This window comes from Enterobacter sp. WI-ESBL-E8 (genome assembly GCF_053364895.1).
Genome location: NZ_JBRWXJ010000002.1, coordinates 18,888 through 35,716 on the forward strand (window position 1 = coordinate 18,888; position 16,829 = coordinate 35,716).

General features: G+C 47.6%; 11 protein-coding genes and 8 pseudogenes. 9 read left to right on the plus strand and 10 right to left on the minus strand.

The window, feature by feature from the left end:
- Nucleotides 1–356: 356 nt before the first annotated feature.
- The 3 genes from ACWHWP_RS23885 (at nucleotide 357) to ACWHWP_RS23895 (ending at nucleotide 6,266) form a co-directional block, all read left to right on the plus strand.
- Entirely contained in the window at nucleotides 357–941 is a 585-nt protein-coding gene (locus ACWHWP_RS23885; RefSeq protein ID WP_447724466.1) for a hypothetical protein, read from the plus strand.
- 68 nt (nucleotides 942–1,009) lie between these two features.
- A complete protein-coding gene (locus tag ACWHWP_RS23890) occupies nucleotides 1,010–3,961 on the plus strand; it encodes a Tn3 family transposase (protein ID WP_086533272.1) in 2,952 nt (983 codons plus the stop codon).
- A gap of 112 nt (nucleotides 3,962–4,073) precedes the next feature.
- Nucleotides 4,074–6,266: a glycoside hydrolase gene (locus tag ACWHWP_RS23895; protein WP_086533273.1), complete on the plus strand. Its 2,193-nt coding sequence runs from the start codon at nucleotides 4,074–4,076 to the stop codon at nucleotides 6,264–6,266.
- A 146-nt stretch (nucleotides 6,267–6,412) separates the two neighbouring features.
- Here ACWHWP_RS23895 and ACWHWP_RS23900 read toward each other — a convergent pair.
- Nucleotides 6,413–6,760 (minus strand): annotated as a pseudogene (locus ACWHWP_RS23900) (ATP-binding cassette domain-containing protein); the annotation flags it as partial.
- A gap of 386 nt (nucleotides 6,761–7,146) precedes the next feature.
- Here ACWHWP_RS23900 and ACWHWP_RS23905 point away from each other — a divergent pair.
- Nucleotides 7,147–7,476, plus strand: coding sequence for an LptA/OstA family protein (locus ACWHWP_RS23905; RefSeq protein WP_086533274.1), 330 nt, complete (start codon nucleotides 7,147–7,149; stop codon nucleotides 7,474–7,476).
- A gap of 22 nt (nucleotides 7,477–7,498) precedes the next feature.
- Here ACWHWP_RS23905 and ACWHWP_RS23910 read toward each other — a convergent pair.
- From ACWHWP_RS23910 to ACWHWP_RS23930, 5 genes and pseudogenes are all read right to left on the minus strand, one after another.
- Nucleotides 7,499–7,837: pseudogene (locus ACWHWP_RS23910) on the minus strand (recombinase family protein); the annotation flags it as partial.
- Nucleotides 7,831–8,553, minus strand: a pseudogene (locus ACWHWP_RS23915) (cysteine peptidase family C39 domain-containing protein); the annotation flags it as partial. The pseudogenes ACWHWP_RS23910 and ACWHWP_RS23915, both read right to left, overlap by 7 nt.
- A gap of 333 nt (nucleotides 8,554–8,886) precedes the next feature.
- The gene (locus ACWHWP_RS23920; RefSeq protein WP_242669362.1) at nucleotides 8,887–9,075 is read right to left on the minus strand and encodes a hypothetical protein; all 189 of its coding nucleotides are present in this window, start codon (nucleotides 9,073–9,075) and stop codon (nucleotides 8,887–8,889) included.
- A 232-nt stretch (nucleotides 9,076–9,307) separates the two neighbouring features.
- Nucleotides 9,308–9,574: a hypothetical protein gene (locus ACWHWP_RS23925; protein ID WP_133058714.1), complete on the minus strand. Its 267-nt coding sequence runs from the start codon at nucleotides 9,572–9,574 to the stop codon at nucleotides 9,308–9,310.
- Nucleotides 9,575–9,647: 73 nt separating this feature from the next.
- On the minus strand, nucleotides 9,648–10,268 hold the full coding sequence (locus ACWHWP_RS23930; protein ID WP_447724463.1) for a hypothetical protein: 621 nt from the start codon (nucleotides 10,266–10,268) through the stop codon (nucleotides 9,648–9,650).
- A 738-nt stretch (nucleotides 10,269–11,006) separates the two neighbouring features.
- Here ACWHWP_RS23930 and ACWHWP_RS23935 point away from each other — a divergent pair.
- On the plus strand, nucleotides 11,007–11,171 hold the full coding sequence (locus tag ACWHWP_RS23935; RefSeq protein WP_154590091.1) for a hypothetical protein: 165 nt from the start codon (nucleotides 11,007–11,009) through the stop codon (nucleotides 11,169–11,171).
- Nucleotides 11,172–11,550: 379 nt separating this feature from the next.
- Here the strand turns inward: ACWHWP_RS23935 and ACWHWP_RS23940 are convergent.
- Nucleotides 11,551–11,733, minus strand: a pseudogene (locus ACWHWP_RS23940) (DUF6500 family protein).
- 96 nt (nucleotides 11,734–11,829) lie between these two features.
- On the opposite strand from ACWHWP_RS23940, the pseudogene ACWHWP_RS23945 reads away from it, so the two are divergent.
- Both ACWHWP_RS23945 and ACWHWP_RS23950 read left to right on the plus strand, forming a co-directional pair.
- A pseudogene (locus ACWHWP_RS23945) lies at nucleotides 11,830–12,063 on the plus strand (integrase core domain-containing protein); the annotation flags it as partial.
- 357 nt (nucleotides 12,064–12,420) lie between these two features.
- Nucleotides 12,421–12,630: pseudogene (locus tag ACWHWP_RS23950) on the plus strand (integrase core domain-containing protein); the annotation flags it as partial.
- Nucleotides 12,631–12,679: 49 nt separating this feature from the next.
- Here the strand turns inward: ACWHWP_RS23950 and blaFONA are convergent.
- On the minus strand, nucleotides 12,680–13,567 hold the full coding sequence (blaFONA, locus tag ACWHWP_RS23955) for an FONA family class A beta-lactamase (RefSeq protein ID WP_086533276.1): 888 nt from the start codon (nucleotides 13,565–13,567) through the stop codon (nucleotides 12,680–12,682).
- A gap of 132 nt (nucleotides 13,568–13,699) precedes the next feature.
- On the opposite strand from blaFONA, the gene ACWHWP_RS23960 reads away from it, so the two are divergent.
- A complete protein-coding gene (locus tag ACWHWP_RS23960; RefSeq protein WP_086533277.1) occupies nucleotides 13,700–14,575 on the plus strand; it encodes a LysR family transcriptional regulator in 876 nt (291 codons plus the stop codon).
- Between the two features lie 272 nt (nucleotides 14,576–14,847).
- The gene (locus ACWHWP_RS23965; protein WP_058671248.1) at nucleotides 14,848–15,198 is read left to right on the plus strand and encodes a hypothetical protein; all 351 of its coding nucleotides are present in this window, start codon (nucleotides 14,848–14,850) and stop codon (nucleotides 15,196–15,198) included.
- A gap of 226 nt (nucleotides 15,199–15,424) precedes the next feature.
- Here ACWHWP_RS23965 and ACWHWP_RS23970 read toward each other — a convergent pair.
- Nucleotides 15,425–15,691 (minus strand): annotated as a pseudogene (locus ACWHWP_RS23970) (transposase); the annotation flags it as partial.
- A gap of 165 nt (nucleotides 15,692–15,856) precedes the next feature.
- Nucleotides 15,857–16,430 (minus strand): annotated as a pseudogene (locus tag ACWHWP_RS23975) (Tn3 family transposase); the annotation flags it as partial.
- Nucleotides 16,431–16,829 lie beyond the last annotated feature (399 nt).

The window sequence follows — 16,829 nt, forward strand, 5'->3', positions numbered from 1 at the left end:
AGTGCCGTTCACTTTTACCGGATTAATTCCAATGGAGCAGTCCAGTGCCTCTTGCTCGATGACCAGGGTAGTGAACTGGCGTGGCGATGGGAAGCTGATGGCTCACTCAGATGGAGAGATAACACTGTCGCTCAGAGCGCGTTCACTGTTCTACCGTCAGGGGCAGACACAATTGATCTTTCTCACGGGCTTAGTCTGGCTCTGTTTAACTCAAATCTGCTCGGGGTGGATTAAAGCCCTATATCTGTAAAGAGAACTGCATGTGGAATTTCACTACAGTGAAGGGGCGCTAAGTAATGGCGGGCGGGATTTTTCAATAAAACAGCGCAGGCAACATAAAAAAGGAGGTCGGCGTTATGCCGGACAACATCATTGAGGGGCTGGCGAACGCGGCCGCACATCCTGTGACGGTCCAGGTCATTAATCAGGGACCTGGAATCTGGGGAAACGTGGCTACGGCATTCATCACCGCCGGGGCAGCTATTGGAGCGGTGATGCTGACGCACCGGTACACGCACAGGCGTGAGAGACTGGCGGCAGTGAAACAACTGAAACGGGAGCAGCTCTTTATCGCAACAGAGCTGATTTTTCTGCTGGAGCAATATGCGGAGAATTGTGCCCGGGTCGCCGCCGATGACGGAGAAATGGTTTCTGTCGACGGAAGACAGGCGGAGCGGGCACCCGTTGCCGGTCATCCTGCCCCGCTGGATTTTGACAAAGTGGCCGGGGACTGGAGCAGCCTGCCGGCACGGCGGATGTATCGAATCCGGGAACTGCCATTACGCCAGGCCGGGGCCATGAGCGCTATCGAGCATGCCTGGGATAATGACATGCCGGGTGATTACCCCTTATTTTTCAGGCAGCGTCAGTATGAATTTGCCAGACTTGGGAACACAGCTATTTGGCCTAGTGGGAGCGAAGCTGCAAAATGCGACATCTGACTTTTTTGAACTGGATCTGAGTAAAAATCACTCACCTGTGAAATGGTTGCCATAGCGATTAACCATTGATGATTCAGGGAGTTGTGATGTTGTCACCGGAGCAGACTTTTGATGACAAGGACGAGTGGCGTTTGCTTGCTGAAGAGCTTTCCCTGTTACCGGGATTGACCGATACAGGTCGCCTGGGATTTGCCATTCAACTAAAATTCCGACAGGTGCAGGGCCATTACCCTGAGTCGTTAAACGATTTCCCTTCCGGTGTTGTGCATGCTATTGCCGGGCAGATCGGATGCACTTCGGTATCTCTTGAAAACTACCCGCTTCAGGGGCGGCAAGCTCAGCGGCACCGCCAGAATATTCGTCGCTATCTGGGGGTCAGACTCCCCAGTAAAGCTGATATTGCACGACTCAGCGCCTGGTTAACCGAATTTATCCTCCCGTTAAACCCGCAGGCTGTACACGGCAGCGAACTTGCTACTGACTGGTGTCAGGAACAGCAGATTGAACGGCCCGCCGCCGAGCATCTGGATCGGATTATACGTTCAGCCGTGCATCAGTTCGAAACAAAGCAACAAAACACCATATTTACCCGACTTTCACTCGACAGTAAGGTTGCCATCAATCACTTACTGTCCGCCGAAGAACCGGGCACTGCCAGAATAAACGAAGTCACCTTCAGTGGCCTCAAAGCTGACACGGGAAGGCCCAGTCTGGAGAATGTCCTTTCCGTCATTGCTCAGCTAAGATGCCTTGATGGTGTTGCGCTTCAGCCGAATATTTTTCAGGGCATATCCCCTAAATTCATCGTGCAGTTTCAACAACGGTGTGCAAGTGAATCGATCAGGGAGCTTCGTCGCCACCCTTCAGCGATCCGTTACAGCATGGTAGCTATGTTTTGCTGGCGTCGCCGCCAGCAGCTGACCGATGCGCTGATTGAGATGTTGATGGTGCTAATCCATAACCTCGGCACCCGGGCTGAAAAAAAGGTCGATAAAAAGCAGTTTGCGGCGTTTAAAAAAGTAAGGGGTAAGGCGCGTCTGCTGTTCCGCATGGCCGAGGCCACTGTTGACCAGCCGGACGGCGTCATAAAGGAGGTTGTCTATCCCGTAATCTCACAGAAAATGCTGCAAAATCTGGTCGATGAATTCAAATCACTTGGGGTAAACACCGAACAGGAAGTACATGAATCCATGCGTTCTTCTTACGGTAGCCACTATCGCCGGATGTTGATGCCGGTACTGGACCGGCTTGAGTTTCAGTCCGGCAACGCCCTGTATCGCCCTGTGATTGATGCCATCCAGATTATTAAGGAAAACAGGACCAGCAATCAGCATTTCTATGCGGTGGGTAATGTGCCTGTTGACGGTATTATTCAGAAAAAATGGCGGGATGTTGTCATCGTACAGAGCCCGACCGGTGAAGAGCGTATTAATCGTATCAACTATGAAATCTGTGTGTTACGGGCCTTACGCAAAAGTCTGCGCAACAAAGAAATCTGGGTCACCGGCGCTGATCGTTATCGTGATCCGGCAGAAGATCTCCCTGCCGATTTTGCCACCAATCGCGCATATTATTATTCCCTGTTGCAGGCACCCACTGATGCGGCAACCTTTATTAACCAAATCCAGGACAGGATGCGTTTCTGGCTCGGTACGCTGAATAATGGTCTGCTGGATAATCCCAGACTTCGCATCAGGGAACAGGGGAAAAACCGTATCCACCTGACTCCGCTGGATAAGCAGGCAGAGCCCCCCAACACCGCAGCGCTGAAGCAGGAGATTGGTCAGCGCTGGGCCGATCTGGAGTTGATAGACATACTCAAGGAGGTGGATTTACGGGAACATTTCTCGTCGTTATTTCGCACATCTGCCAGTCGGGAAGTGCTTGAATCCGAGGTACTGCAACGTCGCCTGTTGTTATGTCTGTTTGGCCTCGGTACCAATGTAGGTCTGAAACGTATCGCCAGCCAGCAACCCCGGGTTAACTATGATGAATTGCGCTACGTTAAACGGCGATTTATTCAGAAAGATGCTTTACGCTCAGCAATTGCTCATATTGTGAACGGTGTTTTCCGTATTCGTCAGCCCGCTATCTGGGGAAACGCGACGACGTCCTGTGCTGCGGACTCCCGAAAGTTCGGTGCGTATGATCAGAATCTGATGACCGAATGGCATGCCCGCTATGGCGGGCGTGGCGTGATGATTTACTGGCATGTGGACACGCACTCCACGTGTATTTATTCACAATTGCGCCGCTGTTCCTCATCGGAGGTGGCCGCGATGATGGAAGGCGTTCTGCGGCACTGCACCGACATGGAAATTAACCACCAGTATGTGGACAGCCACGGACAAAGTGAGGTGGCCTTTGCGTTCAGTGATGTACTGGGGTTCGATCTGTTGCCGCGCCTGAAAGCTATCGCCCGACAGAAACTGTATGTGTGCGAAAAGCAGGATGCCTCGTTGTACCCGCATCTGACGCCGGTTTTAACCCGGGGGATCGACTGGGAGCTTATTGCACAACAGTATGACGAGATAATCAAATATACAGCGGCACTTAAAACCGGAACCGCCGAACCCGAGGCCATATTACGACGATTCACCCGCAATAACATTCAGCATCCAACCTATAAGGCACTCGCAGAGCTGGGTAAAGCGATTAAGACTATCTTCCTCTGCCGTTATTTACACGATGAGTCACTGCGTTGCGAAATTAATGCGGGTCTCAACGTCGTTGAAAACTGGAACAGCGCCAATAATTTTATTTTTTATGGCGAACACGGAGAATTCACCAGCAACCGGCCTGCGGATCAGGAGCTGTCGATGCTCTCTCTGCACCTGTTGCAAATCAGTCTGGTCTATATCAATACATTGTTGATCCAGAATGTGCTGGCAGAGCCGGTCTGGCAGCAGCGAATGACAGAAGAAGACTGGCGTGGTCTGACGCCATTGATATACCATCATGTTAATCCGTATGGTCGTATCGAACTGAACATGGATCAGCGGCTGGCGCTGGCAGCCTGATGGCGTCCAGAACCGTTCCGTTTCGTACATGCTCTACAATTCGTACATCTATTTCGTACAGAAAATTATGCCATGTCACGAGTTTTTTCCTACTTTCGTTAAAGGAATCGTTATGAAAAAAGTCCGATTCAGTCTGATTTTTATTGCCATTCAACTCAATATCTCGCCAGTTTCAGCCATCCTGTTACAACAGGGAGGCGTTAAATTTGATATCGACCCGGCTACATTACAAATCAGCGCTGACGCAGTCAGGGTGAATAATCCTCAGCAGGCGCAAAAGGTCAGCGAACTTCACTCTTCCCCCTCGCAGGCAAACTGGAACTGGCCGGAGCGAAACATCCGGATTACGGCCAAACCTGACGGCTCAGATTTGCGGCTTACCATCAACAGTGAACGGCCACAAAATCTCAACTGGTTCAGCATGCCATCCCATTTCAGCACACTGCAGTTGGCGGTTGGGGAGGGAAGCAGGATCCCGCTTGATAATGCCCAGTGGCAGACTTATCTGACTAACGCACTTTCCAGTATCGACACCAATTTCGATCTGAAGCTGCCCTTGTGGGGGCTAGAGCAAAAAGATAAGACTTATAGCTGGCTGATGTTGTCTCCCTTCAGTAATACCATCTCTTTCACTCAGCAGGGTAAACAAGTCGTGATGCAGGGCTCGCATGAGTTCAATCAATTTAATCAGCAGCACTCCTTCGATGTATTACTGCATGTCGGAACCACACCGTTGTCGGGCGCCATCCGCTATCGCAAATATCTGCAACAGAGTGGTCAATTCAGTTCGCTGCGAGATAAAATTGCTACAGTGCCAGAAGGGGAAAAGTTAATAGGTGCAAGCCATATCTATTTATGGGGCAGCACGCTGCTGGCACAGGAAGATGTCAAAAACTGGTCGGGTCTGATTGGGTATTTGCAGTCACCAGCGGGAGCTAAACTTTGGCAGAACATCTCTGCCGAAGACAGAAAAACGATTGAGAAATTAAAGGGATGTGAGCCGAAAGACTGGCAGAAGCAACCACTGACAGAAGCGATTAACCGTGCACTGGTTATACTGGTTCCACTCGATTCTAACCCTGACAGCCCATCATTTTTGGTCGCACAGCAGCAGCAGGCAGTGAAGATTCGTCAACTGGCTGAGCAAACGCTGGGGCAGTTTCTCGCGCCATCAGATCAATGGGGGCCAGGCCTGTCCGATCCTGTCATCACGTCTTTGCATAATGCAGGTTTAACACGGCTGTGGCTCGGTACCGATAACTGGACCGCTGATTTCCTGCATCCGCAGGCAGTCAAGCGGGCAAAAGATGCCGGGTATCTGATTGGCAGCTACGACTCTTATGACACCGGCATTCCCCCGGGTGTGAATGACAGCTGGCTGACTGCTCAGTTGCCCAGGACGTTAACGGAAAGATGTGCCATCGTCCGTGCTAATGGAACGAAATTGCCTGGCTTTGGCGGTGAAGGGTACTACCTCAATCCCGGCTGTGTTCTGCCTTTCTCTCAAGTCAGAATGAGTGAGTTGATCAAGCTTACCGGGTTAAACAGTCTGTTCCTGGATGTCGACGGAACGGGTATGGTTTCTGATGATTACCAGAAGGACCACCCGACGAGTTCTGCACAGATGGCTGCAGATCGTAACGCGCGTATGGCCTGGTTCAATGATACCCTCAAGTTACCGCTCGGTTCTGAAGACGGAAATGCAGTGACAGCCCGTCATATCATGTTTGCACACGGTACGGAAACCTGGGGATTCGGCTGGGGCGACAAGGATATGCGGCAAAATAAAGAGTCGCCATATTATCTGGGGATCTGGTGGCCCAGCGCGCAACCGGCAACTTTTTTCAGCCCTGCTAAAGTAAAACCACTCTACCGTACAGTCGTGTTCGACCCGCGCTATCGACTTCCTCTGTATCAGGCTGTTTTTCATGATGCAGTCATTGCTACACATCACTGGACCTTTGATAATCTCAAATTTAGCGATGTCAAAACCACGCGCGCACTGCTTAGCCAACTATATAACACGCCACCGCTGTTTAATCTCAGCCGAAGCACTCTGAAGGAAAGATTGCCGGAAATAATTAAAGCCGATGCCAGTTTCCGTATTCTGCATCAGGCGTTATGGGATAAAGCGCTGACTGATTTTAGCTGGCTGGACAAAGATGGCTGGGTGCAACAAACCACATTTAGCGATGGCTCGGTACTCACGGCCAATTTTGGTGATAACTCATTCAACGGTCTGGCTGCAAAAATGCTGAGGGCCACTCTGGCCGATGGTCGAACTCTCGATTTTAAACAGCAGTAAGTCAGACACTTCCTGGTCGGGGACTGAATCCCACATCTGTGAAGCAGTAATGTCGTAACCACAATTCACGTCTTTAAACCCGGTGGCAACAGTTGCCGGGTAACTTCTTCCCATAAATGTCGCATTTTGCAGCTTCGCTTCCGCTGGGCCAGACGGGCACACTGGATCATTCTTTCTTGATTGCGGTCTTTGCTGAAGAAAATAATGCTATCTGCAATGGATCCCCTGAAAAGGTGATCATCCTGCAGTACGGTACCAATCCGCCGTCGTACCTGAAAATAATCGGGGTGCGTTTGCGGTATGCCAAATGTTCTGATTGTCCCTTCATCAGGAATATGAATTCCCAGGATAAGTTTCACCAGCGTCGATTTTCCGCTCCCTGATTTACCCGTAAAAGCCACCACTTCACTAGGATGCAGCGTCAACGATACTCCTTGGAGTATCGGTTTATTCCTCTCTTTGTGGCTGAAAATAATGTGCTCCAGGGATAAGGGGAACAGGCATCTTCGGTCTCGGTCCCCCGGAACTCGAAGGGGATGGCTGACGTGTTGTTGTCTTCCTGAACGGGTTGTTGCTGATGGCTTTCTGTTGGGGTCAGCACAATGTCCGCCAGACGTTCGTTATAGGGGTCTGACGCTCAGTGGAACGAAAACTCACGTTAAGAGATTATGGTTGGCGTTTAAGGTGGATAGGCGCGCCGATCATACCCGGGAGAACGCATGAACCGGTATCCGGTGGATCTGACTGCACCTTCCGGAGCAGGACCTGCATTTATAATTCCCGCCGTTGTGATAGAATCGACCGGATATGTAAAGCAGCTTTCCTGCTGTCAACCGTTCGCTGTGTTAATCAAAATATACTGTCCCTACAAGAGGTTATAATGAAAAATTTATCGGCTTTGTCAGTTGTCTGTGCTGCACTGTTTTTCACCGTTCCTGTGTATTCCATGGAGGTTTCCGCTGATGCGATTCAGACCATTCAGGAATATAAGGGAAACGTCCGTATTGTTTTTAAGTCAGCCGATAAATTTAAAATCACTTCGGAAAAAACATCAAAAGTTAATGACACTACCGTCTTCTCCGGGAACGTTGTCATTACATTTAAGGAAACCACGCTGAAAACGGACTCTGTTACTGTGAAAAAACAAGCAGATGGTACTTGGCTCCTGGAAGCGAAAAAATTCTCACAGGAACACGCGGATGTAAAATAAAAATTATAGCCTCTGATGAAAATTACGGGATTTTTTCGTATTCAAGAATTTTATAAACCGTGGAACGGGCAATACTGAGCTGACGAGCAATTTCCGTTGCACCAGTGCCTTTCTGGTGAAACTCCAGCACTGTGTTTCTGTCCACAGAACGTTTGCAGCCAAATTTGATGCCTTTTAGTCTGGCTTCCTGACGGCCTTCATTGGTGCGTTCCAGTATTCGGCAGCGCTCGGCCTGTGCAACGGCGGACAGGATAGTAACCACCATTTTTCCCATTTCCCCGTCAGTGCTGATCCCGTCATCAATGAACCGGACAGCTACACCCTGGGCGTCAAATTCTTTTATCAGCTTTATCATATCGGCGTCATTTCAGGGCTGTACAGCAGCATCATGCAGAGCGCAGTCACCGCAAACAATACATCCATAATACCTTCAAGCACCTGCGTGGTCAGCGTCTGCTGTATCGTATCTACCGCCTCAAAACGGGCATTAATACTCCCATCAAACTAGGCCAGAGGGAGACGGACCAGATGATGGAACACCCGGGCTGTCCACTGCATATTAAAATTGACGGACAGCGTAATACTAGCCCACTGGCGAGCCAGCGACAGCAACATTTGGGTCAGTGACAGCAGCAACAAGGCAATGATGATAACGCTCAGCAGGCTTCGATCGGCGGCAACCAGGACCTCATCGATCACCAGTTGGTGGAGAAGAGGACTTCCTAATGTCAGTATCTCCAGCGCCAAGGCGAAAACGCTGATGCGGGACATTGCCGCCAGCAGGCTGGGTGTTTTGCCTGTCAGCTGGCGAAGACGAATTTTCTTTCTTTCATCTCTAGCCGTGAAATCGCTGGCTGGCATCAGCTCCAGCGCGACGCCAGTGAAGTGTTTCTCTGCGTCCGGCAGGGAGATTGTCACCTTCCCCTTATCGGGATCATGTATAACCAGCCGGCTCCCACGAACCTTATGAAGCACAAAGAAATGATTCATGTTCCAGTGGAGAATACAGGGGAGAGAAAGGGACTTCAGGTCTTCCGGCTCCAGCCTGACGGCGCGGGAAGACAACCGGATACCGGCTTCTGGTAAGTTTCGTGGGCTGAAGCCAGCTAAAGTAGGAAGGTCAAAAAACAACCTTAACGTACAATAATTTTCGATATCCAAACTGACCCCTCATAGACCCGTATACCTTCCAGAGCTCCAATGAAATTATTGACTTGGATATGCTGGTCGCCGGGCTGAAACTGGGGTGACGGAAATTTCGGCGGTTCTGGCGTAGAACCCCTTTAAGCAAGCCAATGATATCGTCAAAAATCAGTGTTGCAAAAACGGGAGTGGCCATATATTGGATATCCAAACTCTCCCCTAATACATTAATTACACCATCCGCATTTAGTTATGCTTTTAATTTCTCTAAAGTAACTTCCTACGTGTCATATCATAAAGATCATAATCACCAGACCACAAATAGCCTTGCGCAGCAGTAGCATTCGTGCCTTTTGAAATGGATAGTAAAAAATAATTCTCTACTCCTTCAATAATGCACTTCATTCCTTTCACTTTGACATAATCAATAATTGATGATAATAAAACCTTATCCATGTCATCGTTTGACAATACATGCAATAACTGTGTATATAATTTAACCACAGAAAAAACCAGTACTTAGCAAATCATAGTTAGATGATTTTGTACCAAAGTCATCGAGCCAAAGTGGACAAATGGTCATAAGCTTAAATAAAATATTATCATAAGCAGTTGATGTTACATTTCGAGAGAAAAATTTCTCTGATATCTCAAGCGAAATGCTAGAACCTAACAACTTAATATCGTTTTATATTTTCTTATCAGCAATTATTGATTCAGCAATACTGTAAGTAATATTGACAGAAGCAATAACATTACTTGAAATTAAAAACTCATAATGTTCTTTCAAGCGACGCAACTGGTACTTAAAAATATGAAAAATCACTTCATCACTTATAGTTTCAAAAAAACAGATGCAGAAATACCCCCCTCTTGATGCGTGAGTTATTCTACTTAATACCTCTATAGCATACAATGCTCCGGACATTGACAATATAGGTTCATAGTAAACCATAATAATTCACGTTTCGCTATTGTAATTTAATTGCATACCCTTCACTCTCAATTGTTATATATACATTGAATTATCAATGTATATAATACTCGCAATTAAGTTGATAGAGGCAACTCCTCAACTCTCTATTTGTCATTCCAATTTTTTTTGCCAGTCGATCTAAAATAATATATTCACTCATATATTTAAGCCTGTTCCTGCATGGGAGTAAAGGGTTATTGAGGAAGTTAAAAAAAACTTTTAATTCATGCTCCGTAAATGACGGGAGATAATCTAACTCTTTCTCAAAGAAGTTCTCAGACTTTAATTTACATAAAATGCTGGGAAGATTTTCATTTTCAGAAATAATTCTGATGGTATTATTAAGGCTTTTATAAATATAATGTAACCCAAAAGCATTAAGAGGCATTAATAAAAATAAGTCAATGTATTCCTTGAGCAAACTAAGTCTTTTTAAAAAAAAAGGCAACTCCCCAGGACCATTACTTCCACAATCAAAGGTAACAATGACAGTTTTTCTTTTGATCTCTTCATTTAAGAATAAACAACGATAAATAACGGATTCAATATCAGATGGTTCCTTGAAAATCCTTACATTTGAAAACAAACCTGATTCTAAACATAAATTGTACAACCCATACCCAGAAAGATTATCATGGCTTAGAATAAATACATCATGACAAGTATGTTTCATAAGTCACCAATATATCTTTTTTTAAATGATACCCATTAGCGTAAAAGCAGTCAACTTAGTAGAGGGTTTTAAAAATTTTCAATTTCATTATACATATCCTATTAAAAATAAAGTTAATGCCGTCATTCATAGATAAGATTTGTATACTTTAAAAGTATGAAAACATGCTCTGCGTCAATTTTTTAAACAGCAGCAATAAGAACAAATCCAATCTGGACAAACCTCTTTTCGTGATTAAAGTCACAAAATAAATTACAGGGACTTAATTATAGTTAACATTATACAACTGCTAATAATGATTAGATGTTATTAATCATATCTGATTATTAATGGAATGATTATTTTTTATTCCATGGTTTTATTCAATACCATCGAAACAATCTTTGATTCATAACTAATCTTTTCCATGCATAGCTGTAACGGCTCGCAATCTGCCAGTGTACCTCGCCATGTGGTAACGGGACGAGCACATTTATCTCTCCTATCCGGCGTCAGCCATCGACTAGCCTTTCTGATGATGGCTTCGCGGCATATCCTCACCGCCATAACAGCCTGGCGGCTGCAGTATTCCACGGTCAGCCTGACCCGTTATAGGGCGAGGCGTACAGGCTCTGGGTATATCGGTAACGAACTGCTGGAGCAGTACCCGGCCGCTAACGACGATCTGCCGTAGGCTTCGTAATAAATTATCAGGGACATATACAACTGCGTGACGATCTGGCTGCGCTATCCAGCACCATGAGCGACTTGCGCCTGCATATTCGAGCTCTGGAAGTTAAGTATCACGACGGATGTCCCGCGCTGGTTGATGCGCTGGTCGCTGATTTCCTGCGCAATCTCAACGAGCAGTATCTGACGGTTTACATGCGCGTACTGGCGTTCAGCGGCTGTTTTCACGACTGACTGCGATCGGACGGTTTACGGCACGCTAACGCGGAGATACGCCCCGATTAAGGCTTACTCTGGACCACTCCGACGACTCACATAACCTTCTTCGTGGCTTAAATTGGGATTGTTCAAGCTTGGCAGGGTGAGAGATTATTACGGCTTACGCCGTAATGCTTTTTTCATCCTCACTTCGCGGAATAAACACGCACATAATATGTGGAAATCTCAGGGTAAACAGGCTGACTAGGAGCGGTACGAGAAAGTTCTGTATTAAAAAACTAAGTATCCGCGAAACAGCCGATGCGACAGGTTACAGTCCCTCTCTGATATGTACGAATTCAGTTACTGCAAAGGAAAACTCTGTCAGCAGTGGAGTAGTTAAGTTACAACTATATTACAAAAGGGATATGATTTTTCTGGCTTTTTCAAAGTGATCCAGCTTCATCTCCATGATCCACCATTCGGCTACTTACATGAGTAATTCCGGGTCATCATTCTTGTTGGCAAAAAAAGCATAAAATGACACGCCAACATCATCCCCTTTTGCCGCTGTCTTAGCTTCACATACCTTCACAATCTTCGCTCAAATGCTGGCTCTCATTATCTTTCTCTTATAGTTGCTGAGGACACATGCTCTCAGACGCTGTCGAATGGGCAGAATTGGTTAAAGATCCGTATAGACTTCTCACGCCCGGGAACCCCAACGGACAATGCGACGGTGGAGTCGTTCAATGGCAGGCTACGGCAGGAGTGCCTGAATGAAAACTGGTTCATGTCGCTGGAAGATGCCCGGTCCAAAATCGAGGCTTGGCGCATACACTATAACCAGAAGCGTCCCCATTCTACTCTGGGATGGATGACCCCGTCCGAATTTGCAGAAAAATCTGTCGGTTGCCAGAATATGTAACCAACATGAAGCCGGTTATTCCTGATTATGACTGGAGCATATTCGGGGGCGGGGTCAGAAGCCGGATATTCCTAATTATGAATGGATCACATACTGGGAGCGCGTCAATATGAAGACATTACTATCATCGGTGTGTATGAATCAACGGGGAGAAGGTCAAAGGAAACCGGAGCGACAGAAATAGCAAAGATGATAAGTATCGCACGTTCCACGGTCAATAAAATCATCGAAGAGTCGAAAATGTGAACGTCGCAGTCGGTTTTTTTAAAAGGTCAATATAATGAAAATAAAAGATTTTTACCGACCACGTTAGCATTATCGTGGAAATGTGCGCGAAACCCTTAATGCGACAAAGCCTATCAGAACGCATTGGCGGAAAAGGTCAACGAGATACTGAAGACGAAGTTTTTGCTGTCACGCCCGGCAGATCTGTAGCAGGCAAGAAAGATGGTGAGGGAATCAATAGCAATTTACAACAGAGTGCAGCCTCACTAGGCACTAAAATACAAAACGCCCGATACGGTGCATCAGGCGTTTTACAGGCATAAAAGTGTCAACCTATGCTAGGACTAGTCAGTCGAAATCCCGGCGCAGATACGCGGTGCATATCCCTGATTCAAAGCCCTTCGGTGACAATTTTAGCGGCAGCAGCCAACACGTCTTTGCGGGCTTCTGCATTCTGCTGTGGCTGAGTGAAATAGGTTACCAACACCAACGGTGCGTGGTTCGCTGGCCAAATCACGGCGATATCGTTAGTGGTACCGTAATCACCACTGCCGGTTTTATCACCGACCACCCACGTGGCTGGCAGACCTGCGCGAATGCTGGCTCCGCCGGTAGTGTTCCCCTTCATCCATTCAACCAGTTGAGCACGCTGTGGTTCACCCAGCGCCTTGCCCAAAGTTAGGGTTTGCAGGCTTTTTGCCATCGCCAGCGGCGAGGTAGTGTCACGCTTATCGCTGGGAATGGCAGTATTTAAAGTAGGCTCGGTACGATCGAGACGAAAGGTTTTATCACCAATAGTACGCGCATACTCTGTCACTTTTGCCGGGCCGCCAAGATGCTCAAGGATCTTGTTCATCGCCGTGTTGTCACTGTACTGGATGGCGGCGGCACTGAGCTCTGCAAGGGTCATCCCGGTATCCAGGTGTTTTTCGGCGATCGGGTTGTAGTTGACCAGATCGGATTGTTTGATTTCCATCCGCTTAGCCAAAAGATTTTTATCCATCTCGCTCTGTTTTAACAACGCCGACACCGCCATCACCTTGCTAGTGCTACACATGGGAAAACGTTCATCCCCACGATACAGGATCTGCGAATTATCGGCGGTATCGATCAGCGCCACGCCAAGGCGGCCACCGGAGTTTTTCTCGAGCTCGGACAGTTGCTGCTGAATATTCGCGTTGGCATTAGCGGATTGAGCCCATAATGGTGCGCTACCGAACAGCAGCGGCATAACCGTAGCGACCATCAGGGTGGTTTGACGTAATGTATTTTTAACCATGTTTTGCCTCACATAAAATGGATTAACTCAGCGGGTTGTTCTGCAGATGGCGAGAACTATCTTCTTTTAGACCGTTATTGACAAGCGACAAGAATTTTCTCTAACATAAAGAAAATCTTTTGGATAATACCTATGCGTTCTAACCCTCCCCTGAATGCTCTACGTGCTTTTGAAGCCTCTGCCAGACATTTGAGTTTCACTCGGGCAGCGCTGGAGCTCTATGTTACCCAGGCTGCCGTTAGCCAACAGGTTCGGCTGCTTGAAGAGCGCCTGGGCATGGTGCTGTTTAAACGATTACCCCGTGGTTTAGAAATGACAGAGGAATCTCGGGCGCTGTTTGCCGTGTTAAACGACGCCTTTGGCCATATTGAAAAAGCCTTCCGGCAGTTTGAAGGGGGGCAGTTCCAGGAGGTGCTTACCGTGGCTGCCGTCGGCACTTTTGCCGTGGGCTGGCTGTTACCACGTCTCGATCGGTTCAGGCAAGAGCATCCTTTTGTCGAATTGCGGCTGCGCACCAACAACAACGTTGTTAATCTGGCCGCCGAAGGGCTTGATTTCGCCATCCGTTTTGGCACGGGCTTGTGGCCATCAACCCATAACGAGATGCTGTTTAATGCTCCGCTGACCGTATTGTGCACGCCAGCTACGGCTAAGCGGCTCGTTACCCCAGCCGATCTGCTGCAAGAGGATTTACTGCGTTCTTACCGTGCTGAAGAGTGGGAAAACTGGTTTGCTGCCGCTGGCTTGCAGGCTGTGAGAGTGAATGGCGCCATCTTTGACTCATCCCGTCTGATGATCGAGAGCGCTATCCATTCCGGCGGTGTGGCATTAGCCCCAGCGAAAATGTTTGTCCGGGAGCTAACCACCGCGCAGCTGGTGCGCCCATTTGCTACCGAAATCAATATGGGCAGTTACTGGTTAACCCATTTAAAATCGAAAGCAATGACCCCGGCGATGGAAATATTTAGCGAATGGTTACTGAAAGAAGCGGCAGAAGATAATACGTAGGGGCGCAGCATGCTGTGCCCCTCGGGTTTCCAGACTTATTGCTTGTGGTGAGTCAGGCGGGTAGCAAAAAAATGGTTTTTCGGAAGAAATGCGGGCTTCCGAAAACAAACAGAGACAGGACATGTCCGTTCAAACATTCAGGAACAGGTAACGGGATTTAACGGAACCTGAATGCCCCCCGATAACTGTCATCATCTTGGCTGAAGACACAGGTATTTGCTTTATTCTTGGGAAAGTATTTCCGACAGTGACAAGTTTGGAGGCAGATTGCCATGCATCGACTTTACACATACCTTTGTGCTATCCATGCACTGCCGTCATCGGTAAAAACGGTCAATAAAACGGAAACCCTCAAGCGATTCTCTGAAGGGGAAAACACGATAGAAGAGTGCGAAATCCTTTACGTGTTTAATAATGACGTTCAGATTTTATATAGAATGGAATCCGAAACCTTCCAATCGAATGACGTTTGTCATGAGTGTTGGGTCAGTTATGATGTGGTACATGATGGCGGATACGCCATTTCACCGCAGAAAAAGCAGTTTTATAATCGTTGCCAAGAAAATTTCTGGCTGAAAATGCAGGCTCAACTTGATGGGAAATATAAAACACCAGCCTCTTGATGGTTAGGAAAATGAATCATCGTTATTAAAAATATCCTTACCATGAATGGTATCGTTGGGTGCTAATGCAATTTGTGCCGATAAAATGTGGTTTTCGGTGCATTTCTAGCCTGAAAGACGTTTTTCAGACTCACTTATCCCGCAGCCTGTGACATGTGACAGAAGCCATCGTTTCCGGTCAATGCTGTGCATCTGCCACTAACTCCGTGGCGTGTCAGCCAGCCTATGCACCGCTGAAGCGTAGCCGATTGCCGTACAGAAGGCATTTATTCGGATCCGTGTGCAGGAACCCTTTAATCAGCGCGGCGAAGCCCGGCTGCTCCGTTTATTTCCGCGCCTCCATCTGCAGAGCCTCATACACTTTTGGCAGCAGTTCGCACCGTTTCCGGTTGGACAAGAAGCCATAGTAGCGGACCTTCTTAAAATTCTTTGCCGGGATATGACTCATATAGCGCCCGAGCATCTCTTCCTGTGTCTGCGTCTGCTGCCGGTAATGCTGAGATACAGTCCGTCAGCAGTCCTAACCTCGACGTACTCACCCCAATCTCGCACATGAACACAGAGGTGCTTTTAGCGTGTACGCCTTTGCAGCTTCCGTATTAAGTTCCCTGGTATCACTGATATAGGTGTTCTTAGCCGGAACCCCAGATTTTTCCGTTACCATACCTTTACCGCAGCCGAAATATTTACGCGAATACCTGGCTTTACTGTCTGTCGTTCAACGCCAAATTTTTGCCCGTCAACGGCACCATAAAGGGTTTCCGGGTCAAACGAATAGAGCGGGAAAATCGGCAGTTCCTTAACGGTATCTGTAATGCATTCTTTGGCTGTGAGAAGCGACGCCAGGCGAAGGTACTGTTCGTACATTGTTTCCAGAACATGGAACGGAATATCGCTGGTTCGTGCCATCACGTGATGACCATGATTCATCGCCTGAGCAACGATGACCGCTATCAGGCTGTCTGCATCAGCGTAATTTTTGCATAACGGGGCTGCAGCGGCTTCATAGCAGGCAGAAACCGGCACCGTTCGTTAACAAAGCGGAAAACGTCGGTTATATCGCAGAAAGGCACCTGCCCATAAAAGCGCTTCTCCTGCGCGTTATGACGACTGACCACGGATTTATGCCAGGTTAGTTTCCGCGTTTCTTTATCGAACTCCAGATGTTTCAGCCTCTCCTGCTTCAGATCCCGGTTGAACGCTTTCCACTGTCGGTGCAGCTTGGACTTCAGATGAACGGCTCAGCCTGTGCGTCAATCGCTATGCTATGGGCTTCAATAACCCCGGGAGGAATCGGACTACACACACCTTGCCAAATCTAAGCCAGTTCATAGTAATCCACTTTCGAGATACAAGGAGGAGCGTATGGGCAATCACTTGGAATGTACATTCACCGTTTTTAAACTGAACACAGACATCGTGCTTTTTATCTGCCCAGTCCAGACCAACATGCGCAGCAAATTGATTAGTCGCAGTCATCACCAACTCCTTTTTATCGGGGATTGGTATGCATTCCACGCTCTTCGAAAGAAATATAGCCAGCAGTTTATCTGCATGCCCTGAGTATTCGTTAGCGAACGTGGAACACCCACTGGCTCGAAAGAAAAGCAGCGATCATCACGTGATTCTCG

Bases quoted from the DNA above. Each gene is read 5' to 3' on its own strand.
- ACWHWP_RS23925 (WP_133058714.1), bottom strand. From the start codon at position 9,574: ATGGTTTACTATGAACCTATATTGTCAATGTCCGGAGCATTGTATGCT.
- ACWHWP_RS23920 (WP_242669362.1), bottom strand. From the start codon at position 9,075: ATGGATAAGGTTTTATTATCATCAATTATTGATTATGTCAAAGTGAAA.
- ACWHWP_RS23895 (WP_086533273.1), top strand. From the start codon at position 4,074: ATGAAAAAAGTCCGATTCAGTCTGATTTTTATTGCCATTCAACTCAAT.
- blaFONA (WP_086533276.1), bottom strand. From the start codon at position 13,567: ATGGTTAAAAATACATTACGTCAAACCACCCTGATGGTCGCTACGGTT.
- ACWHWP_RS23885 (WP_447724466.1), top strand. From the start codon at position 357: ATGCCGGACAACATCATTGAGGGGCTGGCGAACGCGGCCGCACATCCT.
- ACWHWP_RS23935 (WP_154590091.1), top strand. From the start codon at position 11,007: ATGAGCGACTTGCGCCTGCATATTCGAGCTCTGGAAGTTAAGTATCAC.
- ACWHWP_RS23930 (WP_447724463.1), bottom strand. From the start codon at position 10,268: ATGAAACATACTTGTCATGATGTATTTATTCTAAGCCATGATAATCTT.
- ACWHWP_RS23965 (WP_058671248.1), top strand. From the start codon at position 14,848: ATGCATCGACTTTACACATACCTTTGTGCTATCCATGCACTGCCGTCA.
- ACWHWP_RS23890 (WP_086533272.1), top strand. From the start codon at position 1,010: ATGATTCAGGGAGTTGTGATGTTGTCACCGGAGCAGACTTTTGATGAC.
- ACWHWP_RS23960 (WP_086533277.1), top strand. From the start codon at position 13,700: ATGCGTTCTAACCCTCCCCTGAATGCTCTACGTGCTTTTGAAGCCTCT.
- ACWHWP_RS23905 (WP_086533274.1), top strand. From the start codon at position 7,147: ATGAAAAATTTATCGGCTTTGTCAGTTGTCTGTGCTGCACTGTTTTTC.